Source organism: Cystobacter fuscus, from assembly GCF_044360685.1.
Lineage (GTDB): Bacteria > Myxococcota > Myxococcia > Myxococcales > Myxococcaceae > Cystobacter > Cystobacter fuscus_C.
Genome location: NZ_CP043491.1, coordinates 939286 through 955128, shown reverse-complemented (window position 1 = coordinate 955128; position 15843 = coordinate 939286). Strand labels below are relative to the sequence as shown.

At 70.3% G+C, this 15843-nt stretch carries 12 protein-coding genes; 4 read left to right on the top strand and 8 right to left on the bottom strand.

What is annotated here, in order from left to right; genetic code table 11:
- Positions 1–164 precede the first annotated feature (164 nt).
- Positions 165–1304 (top strand): AAA family ATPase, encoded by a 1140-nt coding sequence (locus F0U63_RS04015; protein WP_395843866.1) that lies wholly within the window; start codon positions 165–167, stop codon positions 1302–1304.
- 73 nt (positions 1305–1377) lie between these two features.
- On the opposite strand, the gene F0U63_RS04010 is transcribed toward F0U63_RS04015, so the two are convergent.
- From F0U63_RS04010 to F0U63_RS03995, 4 genes are all read right to left on the bottom strand, one after another.
- Positions 1378–2100 (bottom strand): LysM peptidoglycan-binding domain-containing protein, encoded by a 723-nt coding sequence (locus F0U63_RS04010; RefSeq protein WP_395843864.1) that lies wholly within the window; start codon positions 2098–2100, stop codon positions 1378–1380.
- 253 nt (positions 2101–2353) lie between these two features.
- Positions 2354–3148: a M57 family metalloprotease gene (locus F0U63_RS04005; protein ID WP_395843862.1), complete on the bottom strand. Its 795-nt coding sequence runs from the start codon at positions 3146–3148 to the stop codon at positions 2354–2356.
- Between the two features lie 301 nt (positions 3149–3449).
- Positions 3450–4025: a DUF2378 family protein gene (locus F0U63_RS04000; RefSeq protein ID WP_395843860.1), complete on the bottom strand. Its 576-nt coding sequence runs from the start codon at positions 4023–4025 to the stop codon at positions 3450–3452.
- Positions 4026–4188: 163 nt separating this feature from the next.
- Positions 4189–8514 carry a DNA topoisomerase 3 gene (locus tag F0U63_RS03995; protein WP_395843858.1) on the bottom strand — a complete coding sequence of 1442 codons (4326 nt, stop codon included), beginning with the start codon at positions 8512–8514 and terminating at the stop codon, positions 4189–4191.
- Positions 8515–8929: 415 nt separating this feature from the next.
- Here F0U63_RS03995 and F0U63_RS03990 point away from each other — a divergent pair, with 415 nt between their 5' ends.
- Positions 8930–9250: a hypothetical protein gene (locus F0U63_RS03990; protein WP_395843856.1), complete on the top strand. Its 321-nt coding sequence runs from the start codon at positions 8930–8932 to the stop codon at positions 9248–9250.
- Positions 9251–9449: 199 nt separating this feature from the next.
- On the opposite strand, the gene F0U63_RS03985 is transcribed toward F0U63_RS03990, so the two are convergent.
- Positions 9450–10739 carry a pyridoxal phosphate-dependent aminotransferase gene (locus F0U63_RS03985; RefSeq protein ID WP_395843854.1) on the bottom strand — a complete coding sequence of 430 codons (1290 nt, stop codon included), beginning with the start codon at positions 10737–10739 and terminating at the stop codon, positions 9450–9452.
- Positions 10740–10962: 223 nt separating this feature from the next.
- On the opposite strand from F0U63_RS03985, the gene F0U63_RS03980 reads away from it, so the two are divergent.
- Both F0U63_RS03980 and F0U63_RS03975 read left to right on the top strand, forming a co-directional pair.
- On the top strand, positions 10963–11433 hold the full coding sequence (locus F0U63_RS03980; protein WP_395843852.1) for a CHRD domain-containing protein: 471 nt from the start codon (positions 10963–10965) through the stop codon (positions 11431–11433).
- A 115-nt stretch (positions 11434–11548) separates the two neighbouring features.
- Positions 11549–12190, top strand: coding sequence for a hypothetical protein (locus F0U63_RS03975; RefSeq protein WP_395843850.1), 642 nt, complete (start codon positions 11549–11551; stop codon positions 12188–12190).
- A gap of 12 nt (positions 12191–12202) precedes the next feature.
- Here F0U63_RS03975 and F0U63_RS03970 read toward each other — a convergent pair whose 3' ends face one another.
- From F0U63_RS03970 to F0U63_RS03960, 3 genes are read right to left on the bottom strand one after another with little or no spacing between them, the layout of a single operon-like run.
- On the bottom strand, positions 12203–14158 hold the full coding sequence (locus F0U63_RS03970) for a 4-alpha-glucanotransferase (protein WP_395843848.1): 1956 nt from the start codon (positions 14156–14158) through the stop codon (positions 12203–12205).
- Positions 14159–14183: 25 nt separating this feature from the next.
- Positions 14184–14513 carry a DMT family transporter gene (locus F0U63_RS03965; protein WP_395843846.1) on the bottom strand — a complete coding sequence of 110 codons (330 nt, stop codon included), beginning with the start codon at positions 14511–14513 and terminating at the stop codon, positions 14184–14186.
- Positions 14510–15712 (bottom strand): oxygenase MpaB family protein, encoded by a 1203-nt coding sequence (locus F0U63_RS03960; protein WP_395843844.1) that lies wholly within the window; start codon positions 15710–15712, stop codon positions 14510–14512. The genes F0U63_RS03965 and F0U63_RS03960 overlap by 4 nt, the downstream gene beginning before the upstream one ends.
- Between the last annotated feature and the right edge of the window lie 131 nt (positions 15713–15843).

Here is a 15843-nt window from a genome sequence, read left to right as displayed (position 1 = left end):
CCGTGCATGGAAGGCCCGAGCGAGTCCATCCCCGTGGAAGATGTTCACTGGTCACCCTGGAGAACGTCCGGTGGATGCCCCCTCCGAGAGCGGGCGGGCACTGGCGGCCAGAGCAGGCAACGCTTGTCCCCGACGGGGGCTACCGGAAAGATGCCGCCCACCGCATGAGCCTCCGCCCCGAACGTCGAGTCCTCCCCTTCGAGCCCAACGCATCCGTTCGCGATCATGTCGCCGCCCTGGAGGTGCTCTCGCCTCGGGACATAGACCGGCGCCTGTCGGAGCTGGGCTACCGGGGACAACAGGAGGCACGGCGCGCGGCGTCGGTGCTGGCCTACCGGCACCTGCAGCGGCTGCGGCGCATCCACCTGGAGGGCATTCCCCCCGAGCCGGGGATGCGCGAGAACTGTCTGTTCCTCGGGCCCACGGGCAGCGGCAAGACGTTCCTCGTGGAGCTGCTGTTCCGGGAGATATTGGGCGTGCCCACCGTCATCGTGGACGCCACGCAGTTCTCCGAGACGGGCTACGTGGGGGACGACGTGACCACGATGCTCTCGCGGCTGTACGAGGCGGCGGGCGGAGACGTGGAGTGGGCGGCCTGTGGCGCCATCTGCATGGACGAGTTCGACAAGCTCGCCACCAGCCGCTCCGACGCGCGGTTCGCCGGGCAGCAGACCACCAAGGACGTGAGCGGCTTTGGCGTGCAGCGCAGCCTGCTCAACCTGCTCAGCGCGCCCCGGGCGGACTTCCCGCCGGACTTCGGCTTCACCAGCCGCACCCCGCCCGTGCCGCTGGAGCTCTCGGCGCTCACCTTCATCGCGTGCGGGGCCTTCAGCGGGCTCAAGGGCACGGCGGAGGAGCTGGGCGGCCAGAAGGAGCGGCTGGGCTTCGGCCGCGAGGCGCGCAAGCGCGAGGCGGCCATCGCGGAGAAGGTGACCGAGGATCAGGTGGAGCAGACGGCGGCCTTCGCGCGCTACGGCTTCATCCCGGAGCTCATCGGCCGCTTCAGCCGCATCGTCTCCTTCGCGCCCCTGGACGAGACCACGTTGGGCAGCATCCTGGAGGACAGTGTGCTGCGCGGCTACCAGCGCGAGTTCTCCCACGAGGGGCTGGAGCTGGTGGTGGAGCCCGCGGTGCGCGAGTGGGTGGTGGCCCGGGCGCTCAAGCGCGAGACGGGAGCGCGCGGCCTGCGCGCCGCCCTGGTGCCCCAGCTCGAGCGCGCCGCCTACGAGCACTTCGGCGAGCCCGAGGTGTCCACCGTGCGGCTGGTGCTCGCGGGCGACCAGGTGGCGGTCGTCACGGACTGAGCGCTCCAAACGACGACGCGGTGCCAGGGAGGCTCCCCGGCACCGCGCGAGTCCTTCCAGAGCGTGGGCTTTCTCAGCCCTGGTACTGGTGGATGGACATGATGGGGTAGTTCATCGACGTCATGGTGATGCGCTGCGAGCCATCGCTGTTCACGTTGTTGGAGCCGATGAACTGGGGCTTGCCGTCCTTCATGCCGGCGTACATCACCACGTGGTGGCCGCCCGGGGTCTTCATGCTCACCACGTCACCCGGCTTGGCATTCGCGAGCGACACGCGCTTGAAGTTGGGATCCTTGTCCAGGTTGGCCTGCAGGCCCACCACCGCGTTGTGGTGCTGGCCGTTCTTGATCTGCCCGGCCTGCTCCAGACACGCGGAGACGAAGTTGGCGCAGTTGACGTTGTTGGGCACCCAGTCATCCATGTCCGCGCCCACGCCGTTCTTCTCCAGCTTGAGGCTGCCGGCGTTCTTCTGCAGGTGCGACCTGGCGATGTCGAAGGGGCTGCCGCCCGGACCGCGCGTCGCCGGGCCCGTGCCGCCCGTGCCCTGCGCGGAGCCCGTGCCACCCGTGCCGCCCGTGCCGCCCGTCTTGCCGCCGCCCTTGGCCGGCTCGAAGCTGTCCACCCGGCCCGGGATGTTCAGGCCCTTGCCCGCGTAGATCTTGTTCGCGTCCTTGATCTGCGGATTGGCCTTCATGAGCGCGTCCACCGTCGTGCCGTTCTTCTTGGCAATGCCCGACAGGGTGTCGCCCCACTTGATCTGGTAGTTCTGCGACCGGACGGGGGAGATGGAGCTCATGGGGATTTCCTCAGAAAAGGGGGTTCAAATTCGCAAACTCGAAGAAATTATCGAGTCCCCCGGGCGGAAGTTGCGGCCCCTGGCTCCAGATTCCCGACATGACCCCCGATAATCCCGTGACGCGGCGCGGCGAGAAAACCCCGCAAAGACGAAGGGCCGGAAGGCCCCGCCCCCGTGCTGGGAAGCGAGAACCCCTCCGGCCCTCGTCATGTCCCGTCCTCCTCCCGAGCGGGAGGAGGAGCTGGGAAGGGGCTTACGGGTAGAGCGCGCGGGCGCCGGTCTTGTCCGAGGACGTCAGCACGAGGTCACCCTTCTGGGTGCCCTTGCACTGGGGGTAGTGCATGACGGAGGAGGCGTCGTAGCTCGTCAGGGCGCGCCAGCTGGCGTCCTCGTAGCAGCCGGTGCTGGAGAGGCGGGTGTGCTCGTGGCGGAAGCCGAGCGTGTGGCCCAGCTCGTGGCGCAGCACGCCGGTGAGCGTCCAGACGCCCAGGTTGCCGAAGGCGCTGCTGTCCACGAGGACGTTGCGGCTCGCGCGGCTGGAGTTGGGGAAGAAGGCGCGCGCCGTGTAGGACTGGCCGCTCACCATGCGCACGTCGAACACCACGCCCGTCTGCGACGCGGTGCAGTTGGTGTCGAGGGAGCTGTTGTGCACGAAGTTGACGTTGGCCGTGGCCTCCCAGGCGGCCGTGGCGCTGTTCATCGCGCTCACCACGGTGTTGTAGCGCGTGCCGAAGGAGGACTTGCTGATGCAGTAGGTGATGTTCTTGGCCGCGGTGGCGCTCCACTTGATGTCGCTGCCGGTGTTGTACACGGCCAGGCCACCGGTGCTCTCGCCCACGTCACCACGCGCCACGACGGCGTCGTAGTACGCGCGCAGGTCCTCTACCGCCTCGTCGCCATTGACGATCCACACGTTGCCCTCGTCCTTGATGGCCGAGGCCTGAAACTCTTCGAACGACGGAATGCGAGCGCTCTCCTCGACGGACTCGGGACCGCCGCAACCAACGAGAGCCGCACCAGCCAGCAACGCCATGGAAATCTTGCGCATTGAACTTCCTCAAGGGGGACAACGAGGGGGCGCGAGCCGCCGGAGGTCACCCGCCGCGGCTACGCGCCCCGGGCCTTGAGCAACTCGCGGGCCAACGCCCTCGCCCCTCGAAGACGCCCCCCTCCTCCCTCTTTTACGCGGTAAGCCTGGAGTGCTCTTGCTCCAGGAAAAACTGCCAGACATGTAAACCCCCCTGACATCCCCCGCCCGGCGGGTCCACTTTCCGAGGGGTTGGAGGGCCCCCCTCGCACTGTCTGCACTCAGGACAGGGGTGTCCGACTTTCGGGCAGGGGCGGTTTCGTCATCCGAACAGGGCGCGGGAAGGGGCGTCGCGCCAGCGGATGAGGAAGGTGCCGGCGGTGCCATCGAAGGACCACACATCCACGAACACGTTGCGCGCGCCGGCCATCTGCTGGGCGCGGAGGATGAGACCGGCGGCGAAGGAGGAGTAATCGTCGAGGACGTCGTTCATCCACAGCTCGACGTAGCGGGGGGCGTGCTCCACCAGGCGAACCTCGCTGAAGTTGTTGCCGCTGCTCAGGTCCGCCCCGATGCGCTCGAGCATCCGGCGGGGGCCGAGCACCGGCGCCAGCTCCGCCAGCACGCGCCCCATGGACGTCTGGAGGTAGCCTTCCACGAAGTGGATGCCCATCCACCAGTGGGCCTCGGCGGAGGGCAGGTGCGGGTAGAGCACCTGGGCGGCGATGTGCAGGAAGACCTTCCACTGCGCCAGGGGGTAGGCGACCTCGAGGGGGCGCTCCAGGTCCAGCCCCACGTCGCGCAGCAGCCTGCGGCCCACGCCCGACAAGGTGGCGCCCAGCTCGCGCACGAACAGCGCCTCGACAGCGGTGGCGAACACCAGCTTCTGCGGCGGCATGGACGGCCTCCCTGTCACTCCAGCGGCGCTCCGCCCGACAGAAAAGCGGATCCCCGGCGAAAGTGCTCTCCCTCCCACCGGGCCGATGCTCACTTTCCCATAGACACACGCCCGTCAGCGGCCGTCCCGCCCCGACACAGGACACACGGCTCCGACTGGAGTCTCAGACGGGCATGCGCCCCACGAGCGCGAGGATGGTTTCGCCATAGCGCTCGGTGAGCGTGGGACCGACCCCGTGGATGCGCTGCAGGGCGGCACCATCCCGGGGACGGGCGCTGGCGATGGCCCCGAGCACCCGGTCGGTGAGGATGCGGAAGGCGGGCACGCGGCGCCTGCGCGCCTCGGTGAGACGCCAGGCCTTGAGCGCCTCCACGAGCTGGGGCGGGGCGCCATCCACGCCCGGAGCCGTCCCCGCGCGCCGCGAGCGAGAGCGCTCCAGGGCGCGCGACAGGGCCTCACGGCCGCGAGGGGCCTGGGGGGTGGATGGCGACGGCTCGGCCGCCTCGTATTCGAGCTCGGACCGGGCCGGGCTCTTGCGGCGCGAGCCCCGGCGGCTGGCCCGGGGCTTCCTGGCCGGGGCGCGGGAGTTCCGTCGTCCGCGAGCGGGAGCCTCCTCGGGGGGCAGCGGCAGTTGCACGAGGCCCGCGGCGGGAGCATGGGTCCGGCGGCCCTCGGGGGTGAGCGCCACGCGCTGGAAGGAGATGCTCTGGCCGTCCTTGTCGAAGGTGTCCTCGGACAGCCGCACGAGCCCGGCGCGCACGAGACCCCCGAGCAGGCGCTCGAAGTCGCGGCGGGGGAGCGCCTCGCCGAACAGCTCCCGGTGGAGCCGGCCGGTGGCCTGGGCATCGCGCTCGTGGAGCGCGCCGAGGATGCGGGTGAGCGCCTGGGTCTCGGCGGCGGAGGGCGCGCCGAAGCGCAGGGTGGCGCAGTCCTGGGGGGCGCACACGTCGCACAGGCCGCAGGCGGCGCCCGAGTCCTGCACGTCGCCGAAGTGCGCCACGAGGTGTTTCATCCGGCAGCCGTGCGCCTCGGCGTAGCGGGCCATGTGCTCGAGCTGCGCCTGCTTGTGCGCGCGCTGCGCCGTGTAGGACGTCTTCCAGCCGGGCTTGGCCTGGCGCACGGACTCGTCCGGGGACAGCTCCAGCCCGCCGTGGATCCACAACTGCTCGAGCGCCTTGTCGAAGACGTCCGACTCCATGCGCACCCGGGCCGCGAGCGCCTCCTTGGGCTCGGGCTCCTCGCGCGCGGCGCGGTAGAGCCGCTCGAGCACGGCGGGCTCGGGGTAGTCGCGCTGGTGGAAGAACTCGTGGGTGCGCCGGTCGATGAAGCCGTGCAGCAGCACCGCGCGCGAGGGCAGACCATCGCGGCCCGCGCGGCCCAGCTCCTGGTAGTAGCCCTCGAGGCTGGCGGGCAGCGCGGCATGCACCACGGTGCGCACGTCCGCCTTGTCGATGCCCATGCCGAAGGCGGTCGTCGCCACGATGACCTCCAGCCGCCCGCCGAGGAAGGCCGTCTGCACGGCGTCGCGCTCCGAGGCACTCATGCCCGCGTGGTAGGTGCCCGTGCGGAAGTCCGCGCCGAGCCGCTCGGTGTACAGCTCGGCGTGCTTGCGCGTGGCGGCGTAGACGATGGCGGGACGGTGGGAGGGCTCGGCGAGCAGCTCGCGGATGGCGTCGGGGCGCTGGCTCGGGTTGAGCTCGCGCACCTCGATGGAGATGTTGGTGCGCCGGAAGCCGTGGATGAAGGTGCGGGCGGGCGCGCTGCCGGCGCCCTCGAGGCCCAGTTGCTGGAGGATGTCGCGCTGGACGTCGGGGGTGGCCGTGGCGGTGAGGGCGATGACGGGAGCGGGGCGCAGCATGGGCAGCCGGGCACCCAGGAGCCGGTAGTCGGGACGGAAGTCATGTCCCCACTGGGAGATGCAGTGTGCCTCGTCCACCGCCACGAGCGCGGGGGTGCGCCGGGCGAGCAGCTCCACGAAGCCCGGCACGCCGAGCCGCTCGGGAGCGATGAAGAGGAAGTCCAGCCGGCCCTCGAGATAGTCCGCGCACACCTGGCGCGACGAGGCGCGATCGCGTCCGGAGTGGATGCGATCCGCCGCGAGCCCCAGGGACTGCAAGCGCGCCACCTGGTCCTCCATGAGGGCGATGAGGGGGCTGATGACCAGCGTCGTCCCGGCGCGCGCGAGGCCCGGCAACTGGTAGCACAGCGACTTGCCCGCGCCGGTGGGCATCACCAGCAGCAGATCCTTGCCCTCGGTGGCCGTGCGGCACACCGCCTCCTGGTACGGGCGGAAGTCCGGGAAGCCGAACACGGCCTTGAGCAGGCCGCGCAGCTCGGAGGGAGGCGTGCGCGGACGCACCGTGCGCTCGGGCCGGACGGTGCCGGGCAGGGCGAGCGCGGGCTGCCGGAGCGGGGAGGACGCGGGGGGGTCGCCCGGGGTGCTCGCGCGCTTGCCCTTCTTCACGGGGGCGGCTCTGGGAGCCGGGTCGGAGGCCACGGCCAGGGAGGGGCGCGATGGAGGGGAGAGGGCTCCGGGCGGCAGGGAGATGGAGGGAGGCACCTTGCCCACCACCTCGATGACATAGGCCTCGATGCCGCGAAGGAAGGAGTCGAGGTCCCCGCTGCCGCCCTCGATGCGCCGCAACCAGGCTTCCCACTGGCCCGTCATCGCCGGGCTCTTCACGTCCGGGTGCACCACGCGGATGAGGCCGATGCCCTTCTCCGTCGCCTCGAACGACTTGCCGCGCCGCACGAGGTAGCCCCGGTCCAGCAGCGTCTCGATGATGGCGGCGCGCGTGGCGGGGGTGCCCAGACCCGACTCGCGCATCGCGTCCGCCAGCTCCTTGTCGTCGAGCGTGCGCCCCGCCGTCTCCATCGCCGTGAGCAGGCTCGCGTCCGAGAGCCGGGGGGGAGGCCGCGTCCGCTTGGACACCGGTTTCACGTCGCGCACCGTGCGCGCCAGGCCCTTCACGAGCCCCGGGGGCAGTTCCTGCTCGTCCTCGGGCTCCTCCGCCTCGGCCTCGCCGTCCTTCTTCGCCTTGGCCGCCTCGCGGGGCTTGGGCGCGCGCTGTCCACCGCCCACGTCCAGCACCTTCCAGCCCTGACGCTCCACGAGGGTGCCCGCGCTGTGGAAGCGATCCACCGTGGGCACGGCGGGGTCCACGCCCGGCGAGGAGACGGCGGTGATGACGGTCGTCACCGACCAGACGAAGTCCTCGTGCCATGCCGCGAGCAGCCGCCGGCAGACGAGCTCGTAGATGTTGCGCTCCTCCACGGACAGCCGCGCGTCCCCGGGTGGGGTCGTCGTGGGGATGAGGGCATGGTGGTCCGTCACCTTCGCGTCGTCCACGAAGCGGCGGCCGAGCGCGCGCGTGCCGGTGCCCGGCGCGAGCTGGGCCTCCCAGGGGGCGCGGATGGCGTCCACCACCTGCGGCAGGGTACGGGCGATCTCCTGGGACAGGTGCCGGCTGGAGGTACGGGGGTAGCTCAACAGCTTGTGCTTCTCGTAGAGCGCCTGCGCCAGCTCCAGGGTGCGCTGGGCGCTGTAGCCATACAGGCGGTTGGCGTGGCGCTGCAGCTCGGTGAGATCGTAGAGCAGCGGCGGCGCCATGCGCTTGGTCTCGGAGGTGATGGACTCCACGACGGCGCGGCCCGTCTTCACGCGCGCCACCACCGCGCGCGCCTCCTCGCCATCCGCGGGCAGGCGCCGGGCCTCGCGCGCGTCCCACTCCTTCTCCTTGCCGGGGAGCGCGGGGCGGAACCAGGTGCCCTGGTAGCGGCCCGGCGCCTCGGGGCCCGCCGGGTCGAAGGTGGCGAGCACCTCCAGGTACTCCTGGGGGACGAAGTCGCGGATGGCCAGCTCGCGCTCCACCACCATGGCCAGCGTGGGCGTCTGCACCCGCCCCACCGAGAACGTGTCCCCGCAGGCGAGCGTGTACAGGCGCGACAGGTTCATCCCCACCAGCCAGTCCGCCCGGCTGCGGCCCCGGGCCGCGTCCGCCAGGGGCTCGTAGTCCCGCCCCGGCTTGAGCGTGCGGAAGCCCTCGCGGATGGCGCCCTCCGTCAGCGAGGACACCCACAGCCGCCGCACCGGCTTGCGGCACCCGGCCGCCTCGTAGATGTAGCGGAAGATGAGCTCGCCCTCGCGCCCGGCGTCCGTCGCGCACACCACGCCGTCCACCTCGGGGGCGTTCATCACCCGGCGCACCACCTGGAACTGGCTCGCCGTCTTCTCCTCCACCACCAGCGGCCAGTCGCCCGGCAGCATGGGCAGCAGCTCGCGCTGCCAGCGCTTCCACTCGGGCCGCATCTCGTGCGGCTGCGCCAGTCCCACCAGGTGGCCGATGGCCCACGTCACCACGTAGCCGTTGCCGCGGAAGCACCCCTCCCCCTGCTCGCGCGCGCCCAACGCCCGGGCGATGTCGCGCGCCATGGAGGGCTTCTCCGCCACCACGGCCATCACACCCCGCGCTCCCTCACCCATGCTCATCCCACCTCACTGGCGTCTCCCACCGGCGTCCCGGTCCCCCCGACCATACCCCGCGCCGCTCCCTTTCACCTGCAAGTCCGTTCAGCCCAGGGGTCTTCCCGCTGGAGAGCAGGCAAGCAGGCCGCCAGAGGTCCGCTGAGAGTGAAAATCGAGGGCCTCGCCCCTCCAGGATGGCGCTCGGTTCCCGGGTTGGCGCCTTCGCGCAAGCGGTTGTCGTCCGCGTGGAAAACTCGCCGGCGCGTTTTGGTCAATATCCGCGCCTGTCACCAACGCGCTCACGAGCAAGCCACGGGGTCGGGACACCATGCAGCTGCAAGTGGAACAGGGGATGGGGGCTTCGCGTCACGGAAGCCAAGGGGTGGTCGAGGGACGGGCGGGAGGCGTGCTGTACCGGGGGGGTGAGCACTCCGCGTCGGTGGCGAAGACTCTGACCCGGCTGTCCTGGACGGCCGGGAAACACGAGCCCGATGGGAGCCATCGGCTGGAGGTGTCGGCGCTGGCGTCCTTCGCGGGGGCGAAGCGAAGCCAGTTGGCGGCACTGACAGAGGCCGAGGTGACGGCTGGACTGCGCGGCGTGGTCACGGGGGTGACCACTCTGGCGCGGCTCCGGTCTCGCGCACCGCGGCTGGCGCTGGCTCCCATCGTGCTCGTCAGAGAGCGTGGTCTCGGCCCGTCCTCGTTCGAGCACGGTGCCGGGATTCACGAGGTGGACGAGGGCGGTATCTACAGCTGGTAGAGCCTCCCACCACCAACGACATATGCCGTACCAGGATGCCGTCAGGAGGACCCGCGGGGGCGGGGAGTCCTGGCGGACGACCCAACGATGCCCATCCGCCGCAAGGGGGAGGATGGAGCGGTCGGGGTCAAATATGGTGGGGGGTGTCTCGCTTTCAAACGAGGCACCCCCCATTTTTTTCTGGGCTCGCGCGTGGGGCCTACTTCACCACCTCGCGCAGCACCGCCTCCACGCGGGGCAGCGCCGCCTGGATGTCCTCCACCGACACGGCCCCGACCGACAAGCGGAACCACCCGGTGTCCTCCATGAGGCCGAAGGCCTGGAAGGGCACCAGCGCAAAGCCCGCCTTCTCCAGCAGGAGCTTGCGGATGTCGGTGTTGGTGCGCAGCCCCGCCTTGCCGATCAGCTCGAAGCGGACCGACAGGTAGATGGCGCCCTGGGGAGCAATGGACAGCACGGGCAGACCCGCCGCGCGCATCGCGGAGAAGCCCTGGTGCAGCGCCGTCAGCCGCTCGTCCACCCGCCGCCGCATCGTCTCCAGGTAGGCCGACACGGCCGGGGCGTCATCCAGGAAGCGCGCCACCGCCACCTGCTCGGCCTTGGGAGCCCAGGCGCCCACATGGCCCAGCACGTCCTTCATCCGCGAGATGATGGACGGGGCTCCCACCGCCCAGCCCACGCGCACGCCCGTGGAGGCGAAAGCCTTGGAGATGCCGTCCACGAACACCGTGTAGGGCGCCAGCTCCGGCACCAGCTCCACCGGCGTCACATGCCGCGACTGGCCGAAGGTGAGCGTCCAATAGATGTGGTCGAACAGCACCAGGAGGGGCCGGGCGCCCCGCGCCTCGCGCTGGCGGTTCTCCTCCACCACGCGCTGGCCAATGGCCTTCATGGCCTCGGGGGAGAGCATCGTCCCCGTGGGGTTGAGCGGACTGCACAGGCACAACAGCCGGGCCTGCGACAGGTGCGGCGCCAGTTGCTCCACCGTGGGCATGAAGCCGTGCTCGGCGTCCGTCTTCACCTCCACGGACCGCGCCCCCATCATGTGCGCGTAGTGGTTGTTGTTCCACGAGGGCACCGGGTAGACGACCGTGTCGCCCTCGTCCAGCACCGAGCGGTAGACGCCATAGATGATGGGCCGCGCGCCCGCGGTGATGAGCACGCCCTCCAGCGGGTACTTCAGGCCCAGCGCCCGCTCGTAGAAGCGCTGCACGGACTGACGCAGCGCCGGCATGCCGTCCGAGGGCGGATAGTTCGTCTCGCCCGCCTTGAGCGCCTGGGCGATGCCCTCGCCCAGGGACGCGGGGATGGGGAACTCGCGAGGGCTGAAGTCGCCCACGGTGAGGTTGCACACCTGCTTGCCCTGCGCCACCAGTTCGCGGATCTCCGCCGCAATGCGGAGGATTTCACTGCCCTGGAGTCCTCGCGCCATCGTGCCGACGGTGTCGTCCCGCCGGGGGCCAAACAGGGGATTGAGATCAAGAGCCATGGGTTTCACACTCCAGGGAAGCGCCAAGTGCGACGAGTCGCGGCGACGATATACGCGCCACGTGGCCTCCGCCCAAGCAGTCCGTGCGCTACCGGGCACTTGCCCGCACACCGAATCGATGAAGGCCCGCAAGTCCTCTAGACACGGACCGACACTCAGGGTCAGGGTCCCCGGCCCATCCCGGGCACCCGCCCGGACCCAGGTGGAAGACAGAGGAGAAGCAATGAACATGCGTTACACGATGCGTCAGGCGGTGCGGATGCTGGTGGGAGTGGGACTCGTCGGGCTGGTCGGCTGCGGAGGAGCGCCCTACGTCGCCACCGCCCAATTGTCGGGTGCCAACGAGGCGCCCGCGGTGAACACCAACGCCACGGGCGTCGCCACCGCCGAACTCGATGGCAGTGAACTCAAGGTCCAGGGCACCTTCAGCGGCTTGTTGAGCGACCTGCATGAGGTGTCTGGCAGCTCGGTCCACATCCACCAGGGCGCGCCCAGCGTGGCGGGAGGCATCGTCTTCGGCCTCCAAGTCACCACCGGCACCGACCTGCGCATCGGCAGCTTCTCGGGCACCCGTAAGCTCAGCTCCGAGGAGCAGGAGGCCTTCAAGGCCGGGCAGTTCTACGTGAACGTCCACACCGTGAACAATCCGGGGGGCGAGATCCGCGGCCAGTTCGTTCCCCGTCAGCAGGACTGAGTCCCCTCCGGCGGAACGGGCGCCAGGCCCGTTCCGCCTTCCTTCTTGGCTGCCGGACGTCCCCCGTGACACACCGGGCCTCCACTTGGCCCCAGGGGCCACCAGGAGGACGTGCATGAAGCGCAGGGGATGTTCGCTGTCGGCCGTGGGACTCGCGGCCTGTCTCGCACTCGTGGGCTGCAAGGAAGCGGCGCCTCCCGCTCCCGCGACTCCTCCCGCGAAGACCCAGCCCCCTCCCGCCACTCCCCCGCCGAGCGCGCCAGCCCCGGCCGCCGAGCCCGCCTCCCCCCCTCCTCCCGCCACGCCCACCCCGGCGGAGAAGGAGCCCGAGTGGATCCAGGCGAAGACGAACGTCCCGCGCTCCGGCCAGAAGGCCGCGACACTTCGCGAGGTGCGCGCCGCGCGCAACGAGGGCTTCGACCGCGTCGTCTTCCAGTTCGACGGGGAGACGCTGCCCGGCTACCGCGTCGAGTACCTCGACGGGCCCGCCATCCGCTGCGGCTCCGGAGACCCCACGGAAGTCGCCGGACAGGGCCGCCTGCAGGTGAGCCTCCAGCCCGCCCAGGCCCACGAGAACGGCCAGGCCACCATCGCCAGCCGCGAGCGCACCGCCGCCCTCCCCGTGCTCCAGGAGCTGGAGCAGACGTGCGACTTCGAGGGCGAGGTCACCTGGGTGCTCGGCGTGAAGCAGCCCCAGGCCTACCGCGTCCTCGAGCTGCACGCCCCCACCCGCATCGTGGTGGACGTGCGCCACTGAGGGTGCCACGCCCTACCCGTGCCGCAAGCGCGCCGCCAGCCGCTCCAGGTTCTCGATGAGCGGCTGCATCTCCGGCTTCACCGCGCGCAGCGCCAGCGCCAACGCCCCGGGCAGGTTCAGCGCCTCGTCGCGCCCGAGCTTCTCCCCATACTCGCGCCGGTACTCCTGGGGAATGCGCAGACTCCAATTCTCGTCGCTCACCGTGCCGGGCGCGTTGTACGTCTCCTTCAGCCCCAACAGGTCCGCGAAGAACACCATCACGTTCTCCGCCCGGCTGACGAACAGGTCCGCGAACTTCGCCTGCACCAGCATCCCCCGCTCCTCCACCAGCCGCCGGGCGAATTCCTCCCGTCCCTCCTCCTCGGGATGCAGCCGCCACGCCAGGTAGTCCGCCTGCGCCTGGGCCTCGCCCACCTTGAACCACCGCTCCGCCAACGCCCAGATGGACTTCGTGTCGTGGTTGCCCAGCATGATCCAGTCCGTGGGCTCGGCGTTCTCTCCCCGGTACACGTCCCGCGGATTCGTCAGGTCCGCCTTCTGCGTCACCCGGAAGCGCCCCAGCCCGTACTGCTCCAGCACCCGCCGCAGCGGATACGGCATCGTGCTGAGCACCTCGCACAGCAGGTCCGACACCTGGCGCCCCTGCGCGTGTACCGCCGCGATGATGGCGTCGAAGAGCGCGCTGTAGCGCGTCACCTGCTCCGGCGTCAGCTCGCGCACCCACCCGTCCGCGTAGCGCGCCACCGAGCGGTCCAACCCCTCCGGCGGCACGAGCGCGTAGCGCGCCAGCTCCGGATGATCCGCCAGGTCCGGTGACGCGAACAGCCGCGCCCCGTTCTGCACCGCGCGCACCGGCTCCAGCTCCCCCGCCCGGTACACCCAGGGACACACCAGCCCGTGCGGATGATCGATGCGCAGCCCGTCGTACTCGGCCAGCATCTTGTTCACCCGCGCCGCCATGAACCACAACACCGGGCCGGGCTTCGCCACCGGCTCGTAGGCATGGGGCTGCCCGGGCGGCTCGTGGTAGCGCGAGGGATCCAACACCGGATAGTTCCACGGTTGGCCCTCGGGATTGGTGCGGCTGGGCGGCGCCCCCATCAGATACGAACCCAGGAACAACCCCTGCCACGCCCACGCGTCCCGCGGCGAATAGCCAATCTGCAGATCCCCATACAGCTTCAGGCCCCACTCCGCCGTGCGCTCGCGCAACGTCCGATGCTGCTCGTGCACGAGGAATTGCCGGAAGGCATACGCCTCCACCCGCGCCGCGTGCTTCGTGCGCAGCACCTGCCGGCGATGGGCGAACGCCCCCTCCTCGCTCGGACGCGGATTCCACAACCTCCGGTCCCACTCGCTCGACCACTCCCGCCAGTACGAGCGGCCATGCTCCAGGCACAACACGTCATAGAGCGCGTCCCGCTCCAACCACTGCCCATGCTCGCGCTGGAAGTCCTCGAAGCGCTCGGCCACCCGCGCGATGACACTGCCCGGCTGCGCCTGGGCCCGCTTGAACTGGAACGTCTCCCACGCCTCCTCCAGAGCCTCCTCCTGCACCCGGAAGACATGGCGGTGCGGGACACGAGACTCCCCACCGGGCCGGGACGCGGCGACGGCGCGCACCCGCTCGGGCCGCAAGAGCGCCCCCCAGGGCTCCTCCCGCATGAGCTCGCCCAGCGCCACGTTCAACACGTTGCGCGAGAAAAGCGTCCCGTCATACGGCGAGGGGTTGTCCTCCGTCGTCTGCCCCTGCGGGCCCAGTTGGATGCCGGTGAAACCCAGCTCCCGCGCGAACTCGAAGAAGCGCTGCCCCCCCGCCGCATAGGGCGAGCCCCGGCCCACGTCCTCCCCAGGCGCCCCCGGCAGACTCGGGTCGTGCAGGCTCAGCACCAGATTGCGCACGTCGAGCGCGGCCAGGGCCGCCGTCACATGGCGTCGGTAGTCTTCGGGAAGAGTCACGGGAGGCATGGGCGCGCGAGAATACACCGCCCGCTCAGTGCCGCACCGTCCCCCCGACGTTGAGCACCACCACCCCCGCGATGATGAGGCCAATGCCCACCAGCCCGCTCCAGTGGAACGCGTCCCGGAAGTAAAACCAGCCAATCATGGCAGTGAGGGCCGTGCCCACGCCGCTCCACACCGCGTACGAGAACCCCAGTGGCAGCGACCTCAACGCGTGACTCATCACGTAGAAGGCCGTGCCATACCCGATCACCACCACGACGCTCGGCACCAGCCGGGTGAAGCTCTCGCTCGCTCGCAACGAGGAGGTCGCCACCACCTCCATGAGAATCGAAATGCCCAGCAACACATAGGGGTTCACGCGGACGATCTCTCCAGCAGGGATTCGTGCTCCTCGCGCATCCTCGCACGCTCCTCGGAGCCACGGACCCGCCAGGACTCCTGCAGCACCTCCGGAATGCGGAACGGCGGCCGGTTGCCACCCCCCCGCCCCATCCACACCAGCCCCTCCACCAGCTTGCGGCCGAACAGCCCGCACATCCTCGCCGTCAACTCACTGCACTCGCTGCCCTCCACCAGCCACCCCAGCAACCACAACGGCTTCATCACCGAGTGCGACCAGTCCGAGGGCGGCACCGCGAGCAGATCCGCCGTCTCGTCCCCCACCAGGTGACGGATGAGCGTGGCCGCCAACCCCTCGAACACCTGGCCCGGCACGAGGTGATCCAACCGCTCGATGAGCACGCGCGTCATCTCCCGGCCCTGCACGCTGGGGGCGAACACCCGCCCGAAGATGAGGTCCGCCAGGCGCTCGCCCTCCTCGAGGCTCGCGGGCAGCAGGCGCTCGTCCACGCCCATGAGGAAGCCCACCACCCGCCACGTGTGGTAGTACGCCTGCGCCTCGCGCGCCGAGGGCGTGTAGCCCAGCTTCCTCAGCGCGCGCAGCGTCACCACCGAGAAGGTCAGCAGCGTGCCCGCCATGTCCTCCTGGTTGACGGGCTGGCCCCACGCCTCGTCCCACCGTCCACTCCTGCGCACCAGATGGCGCACGGCCGCATGCATCAGCCGCACCCGCTGCGCGTCCCGGATCCCCCACCCGTTCTCCTCCAATCCTCCCGGGCCCATCACATCCACCACCATCTGCGCCGTCTCCACGATGCGGCGGTAGATGTCCGTCTCCATGCGCGACGTCAGGTGCAGCACCTGCACGCCCTGCGCCCCCGCGTAGCACGTGGGCAGTGCCGCCCCCACCAGCGCCACCACCGACAACGGCCCACACCGGTGGAACAGCGCCTGGCCCTCGCTCAACAGCTCGCGGTCCACCCAGGCCGGCAACCGCCCGCTCCGCTCGCAGTAGCTCCGCAGCGGCTCGGGCACCCGCTCCATCCCCGTCGAGCCCTGCCTCATCAGATAGGACATCCACACATTCGCCGCGCCCACCTCGCCCCGCGCGAACAACTCCTGGATGACCTCGTCCGCCAGCGGATCCACCTGCGCCCTCATGGCCTCCAGCAGTTGATTCGTCTTGTGTACGTCCATCATCTGGATGTCCCTCGACATGGCCCGGCCTCCGCGCTGAAGGGAAATGGGGAAAAAACGACGTTGTCAGTGTGACATGGCCCTCCAGTGCTCTTTGTCCAGAGCCGCACATCCGTGGGAGCTTTCCTCGCGAACTCTTCAATCCCTTACAC

Excerpts from the sequence above, each read along its gene's own strand:
- F0U63_RS03975 (WP_395843850.1), top strand. The coding sequence starts at position 11,549 with ATGAAGCGCAGGGGATGTTCGCTGTCGGCCGTGGGACTCGCGGCCTGT.
- F0U63_RS04005 (WP_395843862.1), bottom strand. The coding sequence starts at position 3,148 with ATGCGCAAGATTTCCATGGCGTTGCTGGCTGGTGCGGCTCTCGTTGGT.
- F0U63_RS03980 (WP_395843852.1), top strand. The coding sequence starts at position 10,963 with ATGAACATGCGTTACACGATGCGTCAGGCGGTGCGGATGCTGGTGGGA.
- F0U63_RS03960 (WP_395843844.1), bottom strand. The coding sequence starts at position 15,712 with ATGTCGAGGGACATCCAGATGATGGACGTACACAAGACGAATCAACTG.
- F0U63_RS03970 (WP_395843848.1), bottom strand. The coding sequence starts at position 14,158 with ATGCCTCCCGTGACTCTTCCCGAAGACTACCGACGCCATGTGACGGCG.
- F0U63_RS04010 (WP_395843864.1), bottom strand. The coding sequence starts at position 2,100 with ATGAGCTCCATCTCCCCCGTCCGGTCGCAGAACTACCAGATCAAGTGG.
- F0U63_RS03995 (WP_395843858.1), bottom strand. The coding sequence starts at position 8,514 with ATGAGCATGGGTGAGGGAGCGCGGGGTGTGATGGCCGTGGTGGCGGAG.
- F0U63_RS03985 (WP_395843854.1), bottom strand. The coding sequence starts at position 10,739 with ATGGCTCTTGATCTCAATCCCCTGTTTGGCCCCCGGCGGGACGACACC.
- F0U63_RS04000 (WP_395843860.1), bottom strand. The coding sequence starts at position 4,025 with ATGCCGCCGCAGAAGCTGGTGTTCGCCACCGCTGTCGAGGCGCTGTTC.
- F0U63_RS04015 (WP_395843866.1), top strand. The coding sequence starts at position 165 with ATGAGCCTCCGCCCCGAACGTCGAGTCCTCCCCTTCGAGCCCAACGCA.